At 29.3% G+C, this 17,160-nt stretch carries 16 protein-coding genes and 2 riboswitches; all 16 genes read left to right on the forward strand.

What is annotated here, in order from left to right; genetic code table 11:
• Positions 1-523, forward strand: a 523-nt coding sequence (locus ACI3VO_RS08790) for a flavoprotein (protein ID WP_439757557.1), incomplete at its 5' end; no start/stop codon positions are given.
• A gap of 204 nt (positions 524-727) precedes the next feature.
• A riboswitch (molybdenum cofactor riboswitch) is annotated at positions 728-845 on the forward strand.
• A gap of 113 nt (positions 846-958) precedes the next feature.
• Entirely contained in the window at positions 959-2,794 is a 1,836-nt protein-coding gene (locus ACI3VO_RS08795) for an aldehyde ferredoxin oxidoreductase family protein (protein ID WP_439757558.1), read from the forward strand.
• 171 nt (positions 2,795-2,965) lie between these two features.
• Positions 2,966-3,190, forward strand: coding sequence for a MoaD/ThiS family protein (locus tag ACI3VO_RS08800; protein ID WP_320624683.1), 225 nt, complete (start codon positions 2,966-2,968; stop codon positions 3,188-3,190).
• Between the two features lie 4 nt (positions 3,191-3,194).
• A complete protein-coding gene (locus ACI3VO_RS08805; RefSeq protein ID WP_439757559.1) occupies positions 3,195-3,875 on the forward strand; it encodes a HesA/MoeB/ThiF family protein in 681 nt (226 codons plus the stop codon).
• Between the two features lie 385 nt (positions 3,876-4,260).
• Positions 4,261-5,406 (forward strand): iron-containing alcohol dehydrogenase, encoded by a 1,146-nt coding sequence (locus ACI3VO_RS08810; RefSeq protein ID WP_439757560.1) that lies wholly within the window; start codon positions 4,261-4,263, stop codon positions 5,404-5,406.
• 213 nt (positions 5,407-5,619) lie between these two features.
• Positions 5,620-5,766, forward strand: a riboswitch (molybdenum cofactor riboswitch).
• Between the two features lie 219 nt (positions 5,767-5,985).
• The gene (locus ACI3VO_RS08815; RefSeq protein ID WP_439757561.1) at positions 5,986-6,627 is read left to right on the forward strand and encodes an ABC transporter permease; all 642 of its coding nucleotides are present in this window, start codon (positions 5,986-5,988) and stop codon (positions 6,625-6,627) included.
• Between the two features lie 26 nt (positions 6,628-6,653).
• Positions 6,654-7,331 carry an ATP-binding cassette domain-containing protein gene (locus ACI3VO_RS08820; RefSeq protein WP_439757562.1) on the forward strand — a complete coding sequence of 226 codons (678 nt, stop codon included), beginning with the start codon at positions 6,654-6,656 and terminating at the stop codon, positions 7,329-7,331.
• A gap of 163 nt (positions 7,332-7,494) precedes the next feature.
• Positions 7,495-8,373: a substrate-binding domain-containing protein gene (locus ACI3VO_RS08825; RefSeq protein WP_439757563.1), complete on the forward strand. Its 879-nt coding sequence runs from the start codon at positions 7,495-7,497 to the stop codon at positions 8,371-8,373.
• A gap of 63 nt (positions 8,374-8,436) precedes the next feature.
• Complete coding sequence (locus ACI3VO_RS08830; protein WP_439757564.1) at positions 8,437-9,300, forward strand: substrate-binding domain-containing protein; 864 nt, start codon at positions 8,437-8,439, stop codon at positions 9,298-9,300.
• A gap of 142 nt (positions 9,301-9,442) precedes the next feature.
• A complete protein-coding gene (locus ACI3VO_RS08835) occupies positions 9,443-10,576 on the forward strand; it encodes a radical SAM protein (RefSeq protein ID WP_439757565.1) in 1,134 nt (377 codons plus the stop codon).
• A gap of 41 nt (positions 10,577-10,617) precedes the next feature.
• Positions 10,618-11,586 carry an aldehyde ferredoxin oxidoreductase N-terminal domain-containing protein gene (locus ACI3VO_RS08840; RefSeq protein ID WP_439757566.1) on the forward strand — a complete coding sequence of 323 codons (969 nt, stop codon included), beginning with the start codon at positions 10,618-10,620 and terminating at the stop codon, positions 11,584-11,586.
• A 72-nt stretch (positions 11,587-11,658) separates the two neighbouring features.
• Positions 11,659-12,879 (forward strand): molybdopterin molybdotransferase MoeA, encoded by a 1,221-nt coding sequence (locus ACI3VO_RS08845; RefSeq protein WP_320625449.1) that lies wholly within the window; start codon positions 11,659-11,661, stop codon positions 12,877-12,879.
• A 41-nt stretch (positions 12,880-12,920) separates the two neighbouring features.
• Positions 12,921-14,831: a molybdopterin biosynthesis protein gene (locus ACI3VO_RS08850; protein WP_439757567.1), complete on the forward strand. Its 1,911-nt coding sequence runs from the start codon at positions 12,921-12,923 to the stop codon at positions 14,829-14,831.
• A gap of 227 nt (positions 14,832-15,058) precedes the next feature.
• Entirely contained in the window at positions 15,059-15,658 is a 600-nt protein-coding gene (gene mobA / locus ACI3VO_RS08855) for a molybdenum cofactor guanylyltransferase (protein ID WP_439757568.1), read from the forward strand.
• A gap of 42 nt (positions 15,659-15,700) precedes the next feature.
• The gene (locus tag ACI3VO_RS08860) at positions 15,701-16,906 is read left to right on the forward strand and encodes a molybdopterin molybdotransferase MoeA (protein WP_439757569.1); all 1,206 of its coding nucleotides are present in this window, start codon (positions 15,701-15,703) and stop codon (positions 16,904-16,906) included.
• Between the two features lie 10 nt (positions 16,907-16,916).
• A partial coding sequence (mobB, locus tag ACI3VO_RS08865; protein ID WP_439757570.1) for a molybdopterin-guanine dinucleotide biosynthesis protein B occupies positions 16,917-17,160 on the forward strand: 244 nt, incomplete at its 3' end.

Consider the following 17,160-nt stretch of genomic DNA (forward strand, 5'->3'; position numbering starts at 1 on the left):
TAAAAAAATAGTTATAGGCGTTACTGCATGTAGTCCAGGATATAAAGTACCAGATATAATAAAAAAATTAAGAGCCTTAAAGGCAGACGTAAGTGTTATTATGACTGAAAACTCAACCAATTTTGTGGCGCCGTTATCATTACAGCATAGTTCAGGAAACCCAGTTGAAATAGATGCATATAAAAAGCCTATTATCTGGGAGAAAGATCATGTTTCACTATCTAGAGCAGCTGATTTATTACTTATTGCACCAGCATCTGCTAATATATTAGGAAAAGCAGCAAATGGAATAGCTGACGATTTATTATCAACAACGATAATGTCTACTAGAGGACCTAAGGTAATTGCTACTCATATTAATCCAAATATGTATGCAAGTCCAGCAGTTCAAAGAAATATTAAATTATTGAAAGAAGATGGATTTGTTTTTGTAGATAATAAAAATGAAAAAAGACCATCATCATTTCCAGAGATAGATTTAATTATTGAAACAGTGTTACAAACTTTAAAGGTGGATAAATAATCTAGACAGTTTTCAATATAATATGTTGAAGAAATAAGAAGAACAGTTTGTATAGGTGAAAGTTTATAGTAAAATACGAAATTTCGACAAAATAATATTTTAAAATAATTCAAATATTTTGAAATAGTTCCAGGAAAAAATAGGAAAACGTTGTTGACAATTTTAAATTATGGTGATAATATTTAATTAAGATAATTAATAAAATTCAATAAATTTCTCCGATCTCATATTTCCTAAGGCTTAGGCTATGGAGGATGAGGCCGTAGGGTATATTTAGAAATTGATATGCCTCCTGTTGGAAAGGAGATAGTATTAGGAAGTAATATTACTCACATTCCAAGGGATCAAACAAAAAACACCACCATTTGAATGGATATTACTTCACTCAAATGGTGTTTTTTTATTTAGTAGGTAAACATAAAGGGGGATACGAAAATGTATGGTTATGTTGGAAAAGTTTTAAGAGTTAATTTAACTGATGGCAAAATAAGTACTGAAGCTTTAAAAGAAGATATAGCTAAGAAATTTATAGGTGCTAGAGGATTAGGTGTAAAATATTATATGGACGAAGTAGATCCTAAAATAGATCCATTAAGCCCAGAAAATAAATTAGTAATAGCTACAGGTCCAGTAACAGCTGCACCAATGCCTACTAGTGGTAGATATATGGTAGTAACTAAATCACCACTTACAGGAACAATAGCAATATCAAACTCTGGTGGTAAATGGGGAGTTAAATTTAAAAACTGCGGATATGATATGGCTATCATAGAAGGTAAAGCAGATAAACCTGTATATCTTTATATAGAAGATGATAAAGTTGAAATAAAAGATGCAACTCCTTATTGGGGAATGGTATCATCAGAAACTGATGCAAAATTAAAAGAAGCACATCCAGATTCTAATGTATTATGTATAGCTCCAGCTGGAGAAAAATTATCTCCTATATCAGCTATAATGAATGACGTAGATAGAGCTGCTGGTAGAGGTGGAGTAGGTGCTGTTCAAGGTTCTAAAAACTTAAAAGCTATAGTTGTTAAAGGTAGTGGAAAAGTTGAATTACCAGATAAAGAAAAAGCAGCTGCAGTAAATAAAGAAAAAGTTAATATACTTAAAAATGACCCAGTTGCAGGTGATGGACTTCCAACTTACGGAACTGCTATACTTGTTAACATAATAAATGAAAATGGTGTTCATCCAGTTAAAAACTTCCAAGAATCATATACACCAAAAGCTGACGATATAAGTGGTGAAGCTATGACAGCTAACTGCTTAGTAAGAAAAAATCCTTGCCATAGATGTCCTATAGCTTGTGGTAGATGGGTAAGATTAAAAGATGGTACTGAATGTGGTGGACCAGAATATGAAACATTATGGTCATTTGGTTCAGACTGTGATATCTATGACTTAGATGCAGTAAACGAAGCTAATATGCTTTGTAATGAATATGGTCTAGATACAATTTCTGCTGGTGCAACTTTAGCTGCAGCTATGGAATTATATGAAAAAGGATATATTAAAGATGAAGAAATAGCAGCTGACGGATTATCTCTAAAATGGGGAGACGTTGATGCTATGGTTAAATGGACTGAAAAAATGGGTAAAAGAGAAGGATTTGGTGATAAATTAGCACTAGGTTCTTATAGATTATGTGAATCTTATGGAGAAGATGCTATCCAATATTCTATGACTGTTAAAAAACAAGAATTACCAGCTTATGACCCAAGAGGTGTTCAAGGACATGGTATAACTTATGCAGTAAATAACAGAGGTGGATGCCATATTAAAGGTTACATGATAAGCCCTGAAGTACTTGGTGTTCCAGAAAAATTAGATAGATTTGAATTAGAAGGAAAACCTGCTTATGCAAAAGTATTCCATGATTTAACAGCTGTAATAGACTCTATGGGTATGTGTATATTCACTACATTTGGTCTAGGTGCTCCTGACTATGCTGATATATACAATGCAGTATGTGGTGATACTTACACTGCAGAAACTATATTAGAAGCTGGAGATAGAATATGGACATTAGAAAAAATATTCAACCTAAGAGCTGGAATAGATAAATCTCAAGATACATTACCTAAGAGATTATTAGAAGATCCAATCCCAGGTGGACCATCTGAAGGTCATGTTCATAGATTAGATGTATTATTACCAGAATACTATGCTGTTAGAGGTTGGGATGAAAACAGTATACCAACTGAAGCAACATTAAAGAAATTAGGATTAGAAGAATACAATGAAATATTAGAACAATTTAGATAAGAAAAATTCTAAATTAATATTGCCAACCGCTTTATATAAGTAAAATAACTTTAAGTATACAACGCTATTATTTTAATAGTGTTGTATACTTAAAAAAAATATATTATATATAGTGGTACTTTGTGCTACTATAAAATAGATAGATATCTTTTTGCAAAGAGAGGTGAAAATATGAAGGTAGAAGTTCGACTTTTTGCGACATTTAGAGAAGGTAGAGAAAAAAAGCAAATTATGGAATTAGAAGATAACAGCACAATTTTAGACGTTCTAGATATTGTAAAGATTGATGAAGAAGAAGTTGCAATAATGCTTTTAAACGGAATCGATGGGCCAAGTGATAGAGCTTTGAAAGAAAATGATGTAGTCTCTCTATTTCCTCCAGTAGGTGGAGGTTGATTTTATGGTGAAAAAAAGATATACCAGAAATGTAACTACGTTGACAGAAGAAGAAAATAATAAATTACAAAATTTTCGCGTTTGTGTTATAGGATGCGGAGGTATTGGTGGATATATTATTGAAATGCTTGCAAGAATTGGTATTGGAAGCATTACTGCTGTTGATATGGATGTATTTGATGAAACTAATTTAAATAGACAAATTTTGAGTACTGAGAAGGTTATAGGAAACAGAAAGACTGATGAAGCTAAAAAGAGAGTAAACGAAATAAATTCTGATGTCAAAATTTCTATAATCGATGGTGCATTTAGCGAAGAAAATAGCTGTGATATAATAAAAGATCATGATGTAGTAGTAGATGCCTTAGATAGTATTCAAATAAGATTTGTGTTACAAGAAGCTTGTAAAAAAATGAATATACCAATGGTTCATGGAGCTATTGGAGGATGGTATGGCCAAGTTTGTACTATATTGCCAGGAGATGATTCTTTGAATAAAATTTACAAGAAATCATCTAAAGGTGCAGAAAAAAAATTAGGTAATCCATCTTTTACGCCTGCTAACATAGCGTCTATTCAGGTTAGTGAAGTTATAAAATTATTACTTAATAAAGGCGAATTATATCGAAATAGAGTTTTATTGATAGATTTGTTAGAAAATTCGTATAATATTATAGATTTATAATGTAATTTTATGCTTGAATTCATAGATAGAGTGTGGAAAAATAGATTTTATTCTATTTTTCGACATTCTGTTTTGATATGTATTTTTGTATGATTTTTATGTATTTTGTATATTATTAGAATATTATAAATTTTAAAAAATAAAAGTTGACAATTCATATAATAGGTCAATATAATTAAAGTATAAGGTAGCACTTATACAAAATAAAGATATGGTTTTGTAGAGTAGATATGATAGAGTTGTAGTTTTATAGTTTTGGGGAAAACGTTGAACTAGTATACTTTTGAGATATTATATTTACAAAATATAGATTTATGTATGTAATTAGTAAGATACACAATAGTGTGTATTGCTACAAATATATATAACTAAGGGGGAAATTAGAATGTACAAATTTTATATGCCAAATGTAAGTTTAATGGGACCTGGATGCGCAGATAGTCTTCCAGCTGAAATCAAAGCAAGAGGATTTAAAAAAGCTTTAATAGTTTGTGGTAAAAGATCTGCTGCAAGTCCTGAATTAAAAGGAATATTAGATAACCTAGATGCTAATGGTATAGGTTATGTTGTTTATCCTGGTTCAGTTCCTAACCCAACTGTAACTGCAGTTATGGAAGGTGTTAAAGTTTTACAAGCTGAAGGTTGTGACTTTGTAATGTCATTTGGTGGAGGTTCTCCTCATGACTGTGCTAAAGGTATAGCTTTAGTTGATGCAAATGGTGGAAACATAAAAGATTATGAAGGTGTTAACAAATCTGCTAAACCTCAAACTCCATTAATAGCTATAAATACTACTGCTGGTACTGCTTCTGAAATGACAGTATTCTGTATAATCACTGACGAAGAAAGACACGTTAAAATGGCAATAGTTGACGAACATACTAACCCAGTATTAGCTGTAAACGATCCTAACTTAATGGTAAGTATGCCTAAAGGATTAACTGCTGCAACTGGTATGGACGCTTTAACTCATGCTGTTGAAGCTTACGTTTCTACTGCTGCTACTCCAGTAACTGATGCTTGTGCTGAAAAAGCTATAAAATTAATCCAAGGATACTTAAGAGCTGCTGTTAAAGATGGTAACGATATGGTAGCTAGAGATAAAATGGCTTACGCTGAATTCTTAGCTGGTATGGCATTCAACAATGCTTCATTAGGATATGTTCATGCTATAGCTCACCAATTCGGTGGATTCTATAACTTACCACATGGTGTATGTAATGCTATATTACTTCCAGCTGTTCAAGAATACAACGCTCAAGTTGTTCCTGATAGATTAAAAGACGTTGCTGCATTTATGGGTGTAGACGTTGCTGGTATGAGCGATGCTGAAGGTGCTGCTGCTGCTATAGCTGCAATCAAAGAATTATCTGCTGACGTAGAAATACCTAAAGGATTTGAAGAATTAGGAGCTAAGAAAGAAGACTTCGATATATTAGCTACTAACGCATTAAAAGATGCTTGTGGTGCTACAAATCCAAAACAAGCTACTAAAGAAGAAATAATCGAAATATTAAACAAAGTATTCTAATATTTATAGAGAATAATTTTGATTTACATATTTGTTAATAATTACAATTAAATAAATAGAGGAAGAGCGAACTTTATAAGTTCGCTCTTTTTTTCGATATGTATGAAAAACTAGTATACTTATTACATAAAATACCTAAATAATACTATCAATGTTATAAAATTGACAAAAGTAGATAAAATATGATATTATATAATTGGTAGAAGAATAATTAATAATTTAATTCTCCGATTTTATATTTCTAAGGGCATTTGCCTATGAATTATAAAACATTGGGTATATATAGAAATGTATATGCCTCCCGTGCAAGAAAGAAAAACATTTATGTTTTTTTAGGAAAGGAGATAATATTAGTTGAAATTTTCGAATTTCTGCAATTGTATTTGTTGAGAATTATTTTATTAATGCGCAATTTCAAAATCACAGAAATATATTATTTTTATACATTCAAATAATTTCAAACATCAAATCTTATTCTCAAATACCTACAGTTGTATATGCTCCGAGGATTATTTTATTAATTTTAACCGCTAATAATATATGAATTAAAAAGATATATTTTTTAGAAAGGAATTTAATATGGAAATCTGGGAAGTTGTACAAATTGTGGGAAGATCGCTTTATGTAACAGTGACTGCCACATTAATCGCAATGTTGTTAGGTATCATTTTAAGTATAATTATTTATTTAAAAGATTTTAAATTAAAAAAACAACTTATGTTAATAGTAAATGCACTAATGAGTACTCCGCCAGTAGTAATGGGTCTTGTAGTGTTTCTTATGTTGTCAAAAAAAGGACCTTTAGGTAGCTTTGAACTGTTATTTACTTGTCCAGCTATGATAATAGCACAAGTTCTTCTTTTAATACCTATGTCAATAAGTTTAATTGTCGATGCATTAAATAAATGTGGAGAAGATATTTTAATTACATGTAAAATATTACAAGTAGAGAAATTTCAACAAAAATGGATATTTTTTAAAGAATTAAAATCCTATCTAGCGACTATATTAATAACTGTTTTTGGAAGAGGAATTTCAGAAGTAGGGGCAGTAATGTTAGTCGGTGGAAACATAAGAGGAAAAACTAGAGTAATGACTACTTATATTTCTCAATCTACATCAATGGGAAATTTCGGCAATTCCCTTATAATAGCAGCAATACTACTTACGATTTCATTTGCATCAACTTTTATTATTAGAAGATTGCAAAAGGATCTATAGATAGCGGTAGGTAGAGGAGGGCGTAAATGATATATCTTAAAAATATTAAAAAAAATATAAAATATCAAAATCCATTAGAAATAGATGAATTAACTTTTGAAAAAGGGAAAATATATTCTGTTTTAGGTCACAATGGAAGTGGAAAAAGCACTTTATTTAAGATTTTATATAATATTATCGATTTTGATGAAGGAAGTATAGACATAGAGGGAAAAGGATTTGACCAAGAAATTGTATATCAATATATGAGTTATAATCCTCAAAAAGCGTATTTTTTAACAGGAACATTAAGAGATAATTTCGACTATTTATATAAATACAGTAAAAATATCGATTTATTGGGAAAAACAGAATTAGAAGCTTTAATAAAAGAATTTAATTTAGAGCATAGATTGGATACAAATATAAGAAAATTATCAGGTGGAGAACAGGCAAAAGCACAATTTATTAGGACTCTAATTATGAATAAGGAATATATTCTTTTAGATGAGCCTATGGCGAGCATGGATTTTAAGACTATAGAGTTAGTAGAAAATAAATTAAGAGAATTAAGAAATATGAATCGCTCAGTAATATTAATTACTCATGATTTTGTGCAAGGAAATAGAATTAGTGATGAAATAGTTTTTATGGAAAATTTAAAACTAATAGGAAAATATAAAAAAGATGAATTTTTTAAAAATAAGCTATTCTCATCTATGTAAATGACAATAAAGCTTTAAAATTATTTTAATAAGATTTTAAAATTTCTATCTTTATTTAAAATATTATATATACGAGATATATATGAGAGAATTTTATAGTAAAAACTTAAGATAGAAATTTTAAAAATAAATTTTTTATATATTATATAAAGGGGGAATAGAAATGATCAAAAAATTTCTAACAGTTATGCTAGCAGCAGTGCTAAGTATAAGCATGGTAGCATGCTCATCTAATCAAACATCACAAAGTTCAAGCTCTTCAGCAGGCGAAGAACAAAAAGAAAACAAAGCGGTTGAAGAAGTAACTTTAGTTACTACAACAAGCTTAGATGACACAGGATTTTTAGCAGAAACATTAAAAGGCTTTGAAGAAGCTAACAATGTAAAAGTTAACGTTGTAGCTAAAGGAACAGGTGAAGCTTTAGAATTAGGAAAATCAGGAGATGCTGATATATTATTCGTACATGCTAAAGCTAAAGAAGAAGACTTTATAAAAGGTGGATATGGAGTAGACAGAAATGAAATAATGTACAATTATTTCGTAATAGTAGGACCAAAGGATGCAAAAGATAATGCAGAAATGGAAGATTTAAGCGCTCCAGATGTATTTAAATATATAGCTGACAACGATTTAACTTTCGTTTCTAGAGGTGATGAATCAGGAACTCATACTAAAGAATTAAGTATATGGAAAGAAGCTGGAATAGAAACACCTGAATTCTCTAATTACAATGAAGCAGGAAAAGGTATGGGAGCTACATTACAAATGGCAAGTGAAATGGGAGCTTATTGCTTAACTGATATAGGTACATTCTTAGCAAGTAAAGATAAATTAGATTTAGAAATAGTTAAACAAGCTGATGATAGTTTAAAAAATGTTTATTCTATAGTTAGAATAGCTAATCTAGATCCAGAAATGGAAGACATGACAAATAAACTTTTAGAATACTATCAATCAGATGAAGTTCAAAAAGAAATTGCTGAATACGGTGTAGATGAATACGGAGAAGCTTTATTCTATACATTTGATGAAAGTAAATAATTGTGTATCAAAAATTTTATTATTTGAGAAATATTTAATTAATTTATAAAAGGGAGTAATTCTATGAAAAATATAAAAAAAATTATGGGGTTAGTGTTAACACTAGTTTTAGGTTTAACAGCAGTTGGATGCTCATCATCTAGTTCTAGTAGTAGTGCAAGTTCTGAAGCTAAGGACTCTGGAGTAAAAGAAATAACAATGGCTTCAACATATAGTTTAGATGAAACTGGATTCCTTGCTGATACTTTAAAAACTTTTGAAGAAGAAAATGGAGTTAAAGTTAATGTTGTAGCAAGAGGAACAGGTGAAGCTATTGAATTAGGAAAAACAGGAGATGCCGATATACTATTTGTTCATGCTAAATCTAAAGAAGAAGAATTTATAAAAGAGGGATATGGAGTAGATAGAACTGAAATAATGTATAACTATTTTGTTGTACTTGGTCCTAAAGGTGGAGAACATAATGAAAAAATATCTAAATTAAATGTAGTAGATGCATTCAAATATATAGCTGATAATGATTTAGTTTTCTTATCTAGAGGAGATCAATCAGGAACTCACGTTAAAGAATTAAGTATATGGAAAGAAGCTGGAATAGAAACACCTGATTTCTCTAACTATAATGAATCAGGAAAAGGTCAAGCTGAAACTGTAAAAATGGCAAGTGAAATGGGTGGATACGTTATAACAGATAAAGCTACTTATTTATCTAATAAAGATAATTTAGATTTAGAAATAGTTATAGGTGAAGACGACACTTTAAAAAATGTATATAGTGTATTAAGAATAAAAGACATAGATGATGAAACAAAAGCTATAACAGATAAATTAGTTGAATTTTATGCAAGTGATGAAATGAAAGACACAATAAGAGAATATGGAAAAGACAAATATGGTGAAGCTTTATATTTTGTTATAGGTGAATAATTTTAAAGAATAATAAATATTTTAATTTTACTTTATAGAGCGGTGATTTTCATCGCTCTATTGATTAAATAATGAATTATTTATTGTTAATAATACATTATTTAATCAATAGAGCCAGGATTGTTATATAAGGAGGATTTATATGATAAACGAATTAAAAAAACTATATATTGAACCTACTTCTAAATGCAATTTAAATTGTAAGATGTGCTTTAGAAATACGTGGATAGATGAAAAGCTCTCAGATATGGATTTAGAAACTTATAAAAAAGCAATTGATACTATGCCGGATACTGTAGAAACTGTATTTTTTAGTGGTATGGGAGAACCACTTCATCATCCTAATATAATAGAAATGATAAAAATAGCATCGGATAAAGTAGAGAATGTAGAGTTACTTACTAACGGGACTTTACTTACTGAAGAAATGTCTAACAATTTAATAGATGCTGGACTTACTATGCTTTGGATTTCTATAGATTCTTTAGAAGAAGAAGATTATGAAAAAATAAGAGTAAATAGTAAATTAAAAAAAGTTATCAATAATATCAAGTCTTTTAATAGAGTTAGGGAATATAATGCAGAAACTAAACACTCAAAAAATAATGTAAAATTAGGTTTGGCTTTTGTAGCAATGAAAAGCAATATCGATCAATTACAAAAAATGCCTTTATTCTGCGCTATTAATGGCGTAAGTAAGGTTAACGTTTCTAACTTGTTGCCATCAGATGAAGCTTCTACAGGTGATATTTTATATTCTAGATCACTTGGAGTTGATACTAGTTCAGAATCTATGTTTAGTATTCTTCCAGAAATAAATATACCTATCATGGATTGGAATATGAATTCTGTTGAAAAAACATTAATTAAACTTTTAACATCTCAGGTTTCTAGTTTAAGTGTTAGTAATAATAGAATATCTAGAAAAGCACATGCATGCAAGTTTGTAGATGAAAGTTGTACATTTGTAAAAAATGACGGTAATATATCACCTTGTATGCCACTGTTACATAGCAGTGAAACTTATTTATTTACTGAGAAGCGAAAGGTATATCATCATTCCTTTGGAAATGTAAATAATTCGTCATTAGAAGAAATTTGGAATTCTAAAGAATATACTGATTTTAGGAAAAGAGTTGAAGAATTTAGTTTTTCTCCATGTGTGGTATGTGGAGGATGTGAAAACTGGAAAGAAAATATAGAGGATTGCTTTGGAAATCCAAAACCTACATGTGGGGCTTGCCTTTGGTCTGAAGGAATTATATCTTGCCCATAGTATTTAGACATATTAATATTTTGTATAAAGGGTGATGAACATTGAAAAAAGCTGTTGTTGTTGATTTGATGATTAATCAAGTATCGATTAAAAATATAGAAGATAACCAAAATTTAATAGCTGAAGATGATGATTTGGTTTTTAAAGCACCAAGTTTATGTGGATATGGTGTTTTAGGATTAAATAGACTTGATATTTATTCCCAAAATAGTAATTCTAAAGCAGGAGGTTATTTTGCACATTATTTAAAATGTAATGGTTATGATTATCTACTTATCAAAGGAAAATCAAAAGAGCCGGTTTATATTTACATAAATAATGAAAATGTTTTTATAAAAAGTGCCGAAGAAATTTATTTTTTGGATAAAGAAAGTACAGAAAATAAAATAAAAAAAGATTTAAATAAAGAAGATATAGAAATAGCTCAGGTAGGAATTGCTGCATGTCATGGTGTTGATTTTTCTAGAATAATTCTTGGAAATAAATCATGTGGAAAAGATGGTCTTGGAAAATTAATGGGAGAAAAAAAATTAAAGGCGATTGTTTTAAATAAAGCAGAATTTTTACAACCAAAATGTAGAGAAAAACTTTATAATATAAATAGAAAAATAGCTAATAAATTAGGAAATGAAAATATTGAAGCATATTATAATGAGAAAAATAATTGTTTTGGGTGTATTGTAAATTGTGGTAGTACTTCTATAAAGAAAATAATGAAAAAAGGATTTTCATTAGAAGAAGCCCAAAATTTAGATTCCATCTCAAATCATTATGGAATGGATAGCTGTATGTTTGCTAGTATAGCTGATAAAGAAGAGGATTTTGAAAAATTAGCAGAAGATATAGTTTTTAATAATAAAAGCTATGAACTAAAATCAAGTAAAAAGAGTAAAATACACGATGAAAGCGATGTATTTGAAGAATTAGGTTTTTGTAGATTTTTAATTAAAAAAAATATACTAGATCACGACGATATAAAAATGTTAAAAGAGTGTATTTTAGGTGAATAATTATATAGTAAATAAAATTTGTATAATTTATATAGATTTTAAAATATGTAAATTTAGAAGGGGGTTTTAATTATGAAATTATTTGATGTAGTCACAGTACAAGATGCATTACAGAAAATGAAGGAAAATTTTAATTTTAATTTAGAAACAGAAACAATACCACTTACTGAAAGTTTAAATAGATATTTAGCAAATGATATAAAATCTGATACAGATGTACCTCATTTTAGAAAGTCATTAGTAGATGGATATGCAGTATTAGTAAGAGATGTATTTTTGGCTAGTGATACTAATCCAGTTCCTGTGAAAATAGTTGGAGACAGCTACATGGGACAAGTGTATGAAGGACTTCTTGATAATGAAGAGGTTGTATACGTTCCAACAGGAGGTATGGTTCCAAACAATGCAGAAGGCGTTGTAATGATAGAAAACTGTGAAAAGCTAAACGATCAAGATTTATTAGTTCAAAAGGGAGTAGCTATAAATGAAAATATAGTTGAAGTTGGAGAGGACATAAAAAAGGATCAGCTTCTTTATAAAAAAGGACACCTTGTAAACTATAGAGATTTGGGAGTATTAGCTGGAGCAGGTATAAAAGAAGTTGAGGTTTACAAAGAATTAGTAGTTGGAATTATATCTACAGGTGATGAAATACTTACACTAGAAGAAGATATTAAGGATGCTAAGATAAAAGATATAAATACTTACATATTATATGGACAAATGAAAGAAATTTCTTGTAACCCAATAATTTATCCACCAGCAAAGGATAACTTACAAGAAATAATAAATTTAATGGACAAAGCAAGTAAAGAATGTGACGTAGTACTTATTTCTGGAGGAAGCTCTAAGGGTAAAAAGGATGAAACTATAAATGCTATAGAATCATTTGAAAATAGCAAGGTTTTAATAGAAGGTATAGCTATAAAACCTGGAAAACCGACTATTGTAGCTAGTATAAACGATAAGCTACTTATAGGATTACCAGGCCATCCACTTTCTTGTGCTTTTGTAGTAGAGTCTATAGTTATACCATTTATAGAATCTTTATTCGAACCAAAGAAAGAAAGATATGTAGTATGCGAGTTTAAATATAATTACCATAAAGCTAGAGGTAGAGAGGAATATCTATCTGTATATATAACTGAAGAAGAAGGAAAATTAGTTTGTACACCTATATTTGCAAAATCAAGTATGATAAAGCATTTTGCAGATTGTGATGGATATGTGAAGATAGAAAGAGATTTAGAAGGTATAAATCAAGGAGACTTAGTTAAAGTAAATTTATTCTAGAAAATTAAATATATTAAAATAAAGTAAGGGAGATTATCAAAATGGGAAAATACTTATCAAATATACCTTTACAAGAGGGGTTAGAAAAATATTTAGATGCATTAAAGGACAAAATAAATAAAGAGGTTGAATACGTAGATGTAGAAGAATCATTAAATAGAATGAGTGCAGAGGCTGTATTTGCTCAACTTTCTGCTCCATTTTACAACTGTTCAGCTATGGATGGAATAGCAGTAAAAGCCGAAAAAACTTTCTATGCAAATGATCAAAATATATTAACTCTTAAACTAGATGAAGATTATGTAGTTGTAGATACAGGGGATCCAATTCCTAGACAATTTGACGCTGTAATAATGGTAGAGGATTTATTAGAAAGAAAAGAAGATAGTGTAAAAATATACAAACCAGCTATACCTTGGCAACATATAAGATGCTTAGGAGAAGATATAGTTGAAAAAGAAATGCTTATACCAAGCTATCATACTATTAGACCTCAAGATATAGGATCTATGATAAGTGCAAAAATAGATAAAGTAAAAGTATTTAAAGAATACAAAGTCGGTATAATACCAACTGGAACAGAATTAATAGACAGACATACAGCACCTAAAATAGGGGATATAATAGAATTTAATTCTAGATTATTTGAAGGATTAGTTTTACAATATGGAGCAAAACCAGTTAGATATCCAATTGTAGAAGACAATTATGACAAAATAAAAGGATGCGTACAAAAGGCATTAGAAGAATGTGACATGGTGCTTGTAAATGCAGGATCTTCACAAGGTAGAGAGGACTTTACATACGATATAGTTGAAGAGCTAGGAGAAGTAGTTATACATGGATTAGCTGTTAAACCAGGTAAACCAGCTATACTTGGACAAGTTCAAAATAAACCAGTAATAGGTATTCCAGGATATCCAGTATCTGCATGGGTTGTTATGGAAAAAATAGTAAAACCAGTTTTATTAAAATTAAATTATAAGGTAGAAGATGAACCTGTAGTAGTAGATGCTGTTTTAAGTACAAGAGTTATGAGTAACTTAAAATACGAAGAATACGTAAGAGTAAAACTTGGATATATAGATGGAAAATTTGTAGTTACTCCAATTAAACGTGGTGCAGGAACAATAACAAGCTTAGTTCATGCTGATGGTGTTTTAGTAATACCTCAAAACATAGAAGGCTACAATGAAGGTGAAGTTGTAAAGGTTGAATTATTAAAGCCTATGGATCAAATAAAAAATACTATAGTATCTATAGGAAGTCATGACTTAGTTATGGATGTTTTAAACGATGAAATAACTATGCATTCAAAAGGATCTGTTGGTCTTAGTTCAACTCATGTGGGAAGCTTCCAAGGTCTTTTAGCTATTAAAAAGGGTCAAGCTCATATAGCACCAGTACATTTATTTGATGTAGATACTGCGACTTACAACGTTCCTTATATTAAAAAATATATAGAAGAGGACGTTGCTCTAATAAAATTAGTTAAGAGAACACAAGGCTTTATAGTTAAAAAAGGAAATCCATTAAATATAAAATCTATAAAGGATTTACCAGGTATCAGATATATAAATAGACAAAAAGGAGCTGGAACTAGAATATTATTCGACTACTTATTAGATCAAAATGGAATTAAAAAATCTCAAATAAATGGATATGAAAGAGAAGAATCTACTCATATGTCTCTTGCAAAGGCTATACAAAATGACGATGCTGATTGCGGATTAGGCGTTTATTCAGCAGCTCATATATTAGATTTAGATTTTGTTCCTATATGTGATGAAGAGTATGATTTATTAGTAAAAGCAAGTTTATTAGAATCTGATTATATAAAAAATCTTTTAGAAACTATAGCAACTGATTCATTTAAGAAAAGAGTTATGGAATTAGGCGGATATGATATTTCTGATATGGGAAAAATTATAAATGTCGAATATGAAGGATAATGTTTGCAAATATAATGTATACATATCGTTATTTTATTACATATAAATAAAAAAATGATATAATTTTAATATAGTATAAAATAAGTTAAATAAAAAGATGTAAAAATATATAAGGGTTGAGACTAGTTGTTATTATGATAATGGCTAGTCTTTTTTTGTATGAAAATATAATCTATTAAAGTGATATAATTATTATTAAGTATAAAACGTATTTAGGAGTGATAAATTTGGATATAGGAGCGTTAATACTTATGGGCGGTAAAAATAGTCGCATGGATGGAAATAATAAGGGAATGTTGAAATATAAAGGAAAAACTTTTTTAGATTGTATAATAGATATATTTGATGATTTTAATAATATATATATTTCTGTAAATAATAAAATATTTGATGAATATGTCGAAAAATATGAGTCTGAAAATATACATATTGTAAATGATATTTATCAGGAAGTAGGACCTATGGGAGGTATATATTCTGTACTAAAATCTTGCAAAGAAAAATATTTATTTGTAATAGGATGTGATATGCCTTTGATGCCAAAAGAATTTGTACAAGCTTTTTGTGATAAATTTGAAAGAGACGCGGATTTATTTATGACTTGTAATGAATGTGGTAAATTAATGCCTTTGGGAGCTATCTATTCTAAAGATTTGTTATCAGATATGGAAACTTTAATAAAAGATAAAAAATATAAATTGATAGAATTGATTCCAAATAATAAATTTAAAAAAATAGATTTAAGAGAGCTGGGATTTACAGAAGAAGTATATCATAATATCAATACACCAGAAGATTATAAAGAATTAATTCAAAATCATATTTAGCGAAAAAGACAAATTTTTGTTTATGAAGAAAGGGGAAGTTTTATGATTGAAAATATTGAGTTAGAGTTAGCTATTGATAAAATTTGTACGCCATTAAAAAGGATTGAAGAAACAGAAGAAGTTTTTGTCGAGGATTCTTTAAATAGAATAATAGGAGAGGATATTTACGCTACAATAAATCAACCTCCATTTGATAGATCACAGTTCGACGGTTATGCTGTTAGAGCTATAGATACTAAAGGGGCTAATAAGAACAACGGTATCAAATTAAATGTAGTGGGTGAATCTTTTGCTGGAAATTGTACAGATAGAGAAGTAAAAGAAAAGGAAGCTATAAGAATAATGACTGGTTCAAAAATGCCTAAAGGCAGTGATTGTGTAATTAAGCAAGAATTGACTGATTATGGAATGGATACTGTAGAAATTTATCAAGAGATAAATAAATTTGAAAATTACTCTTTTGAAGGGGAAGAAATAAAAAAGGGAAGTAAGTTAATTTCTAAGGGAGAAAAAATCACATATATACATATTGGTATAATAGCTTCTATGGGATATGAAAAGGTAAAAGTAGTTAGAAAGCCTAAGGTAGCGATAATATCTACAGGAGATGAAATAATACATTTAGGAGAGCAACTTACAGAAGGCAAAATATACGACAGTAATAGAAGAATGATTCATAGTAAGCTTAAAGAATTTGGATGTGAAATATCACATGTAACATCTATTGGAGATAATGTAGATGATGTCGCAAATGAAATTTGTGGTATAGTAGATTCTGTTGATTTAGTTATTACAACAGGTGGAGTATCAGTAGGTAAAAAAGATATAATTCATGATGTAGTCAAGGTTTTAAATGCGGAGAAGGTATTTTGGAAAATTCACTTAAGATCAGGAATACCTGTAGTATATTCTGTTTATAAAAATAAGCCTATATTGAGCTTATCAGGAAATCCATTTGCCGCTTTATCTATATTTGATTTATTGGCAAAGCCTATTTTGTATAAGCTTACTAATGATTCAAGTTTAGAAACTATTGTAACAGAGGCTGTAATGGCAGATGATTTTTTGAAAGTAAGCAAAAGAAGAATGGAAAAGGCTATTTATAAAGATGGTAAGGTATACTTAGCAAATAAGACACATCCAGCTGGAGCATTAGGAAGAATGATAGGATGCAATTGTTTAATAGATATAGAAGACAGGACAGAAAAAATAATTAAAGGAGATAAAGTAAAAGTAATTATTTTGTAGGAGGAAAATTATGGGGAAAGCAAAATTAATAGGTATAAGTGGTGTAAAAAATTCAGGCAAAACAACTTTAATTGACAAATTATTACCAAAGTTAAATGAATTAGGATATAAGGTTGCAACAGTAAAGCATGATGGTCATGGATTTAATGCAGATGTAGAAGGTACAGATACTTATAAACATATGCAATCAGGTGCCTATGGGACAGCTGTGTTTTCTAAAGAAAAATTTATGGTTGTAAAAAAACAAGAAAATA

This window comes from Intestinibacter sp. (genome assembly GCF_051866655.1).
GTDB lineage: Bacteria > Bacillota > Clostridia > Peptostreptococcales > Peptostreptococcaceae > Intestinibacter.

Coding starts and splice junctions, on each gene's coding strand:
- ACI3VO_RS08795 (WP_439757558.1), top strand. CDS start 959: ATGTATGGTTATGTTGGAAAAGTTTTAAGAGTTAATTTAACTGATGGC.
- ACI3VO_RS08800 (WP_320624683.1), top strand. CDS start 2,966: ATGAAGGTAGAAGTTCGACTTTTTGCGACATTTAGAGAAGGTAGAGAA.
- ACI3VO_RS08805 (WP_439757559.1), top strand. CDS start 3,195: ATGGTGAAAAAAAGATATACCAGAAATGTAACTACGTTGACAGAAGAA.
- ACI3VO_RS08810 (WP_439757560.1), top strand. CDS start 4,261: ATGTACAAATTTTATATGCCAAATGTAAGTTTAATGGGACCTGGATGC.
- ACI3VO_RS08815 (WP_439757561.1), top strand. CDS start 5,986: ATGGAAATCTGGGAAGTTGTACAAATTGTGGGAAGATCGCTTTATGTA.
- ACI3VO_RS08820 (WP_439757562.1), top strand. CDS start 6,654: ATGATATATCTTAAAAATATTAAAAAAAATATAAAATATCAAAATCCA.
- ACI3VO_RS08825 (WP_439757563.1), top strand. CDS start 7,495: ATGATCAAAAAATTTCTAACAGTTATGCTAGCAGCAGTGCTAAGTATA.
- ACI3VO_RS08830 (WP_439757564.1), top strand. CDS start 8,437: ATGAAAAATATAAAAAAAATTATGGGGTTAGTGTTAACACTAGTTTTA.
- ACI3VO_RS08835 (WP_439757565.1), top strand. CDS start 9,443: ATGATAAACGAATTAAAAAAACTATATATTGAACCTACTTCTAAATGC.
- ACI3VO_RS08845 (WP_320625449.1), top strand. CDS start 11,659: ATGAAATTATTTGATGTAGTCACAGTACAAGATGCATTACAGAAAATG.
- ACI3VO_RS08850 (WP_439757567.1), top strand. CDS start 12,921: ATGGGAAAATACTTATCAAATATACCTTTACAAGAGGGGTTAGAAAAA.
- ACI3VO_RS08860 (WP_439757569.1), top strand. CDS start 15,701: ATGATTGAAAATATTGAGTTAGAGTTAGCTATTGATAAAATTTGTACG.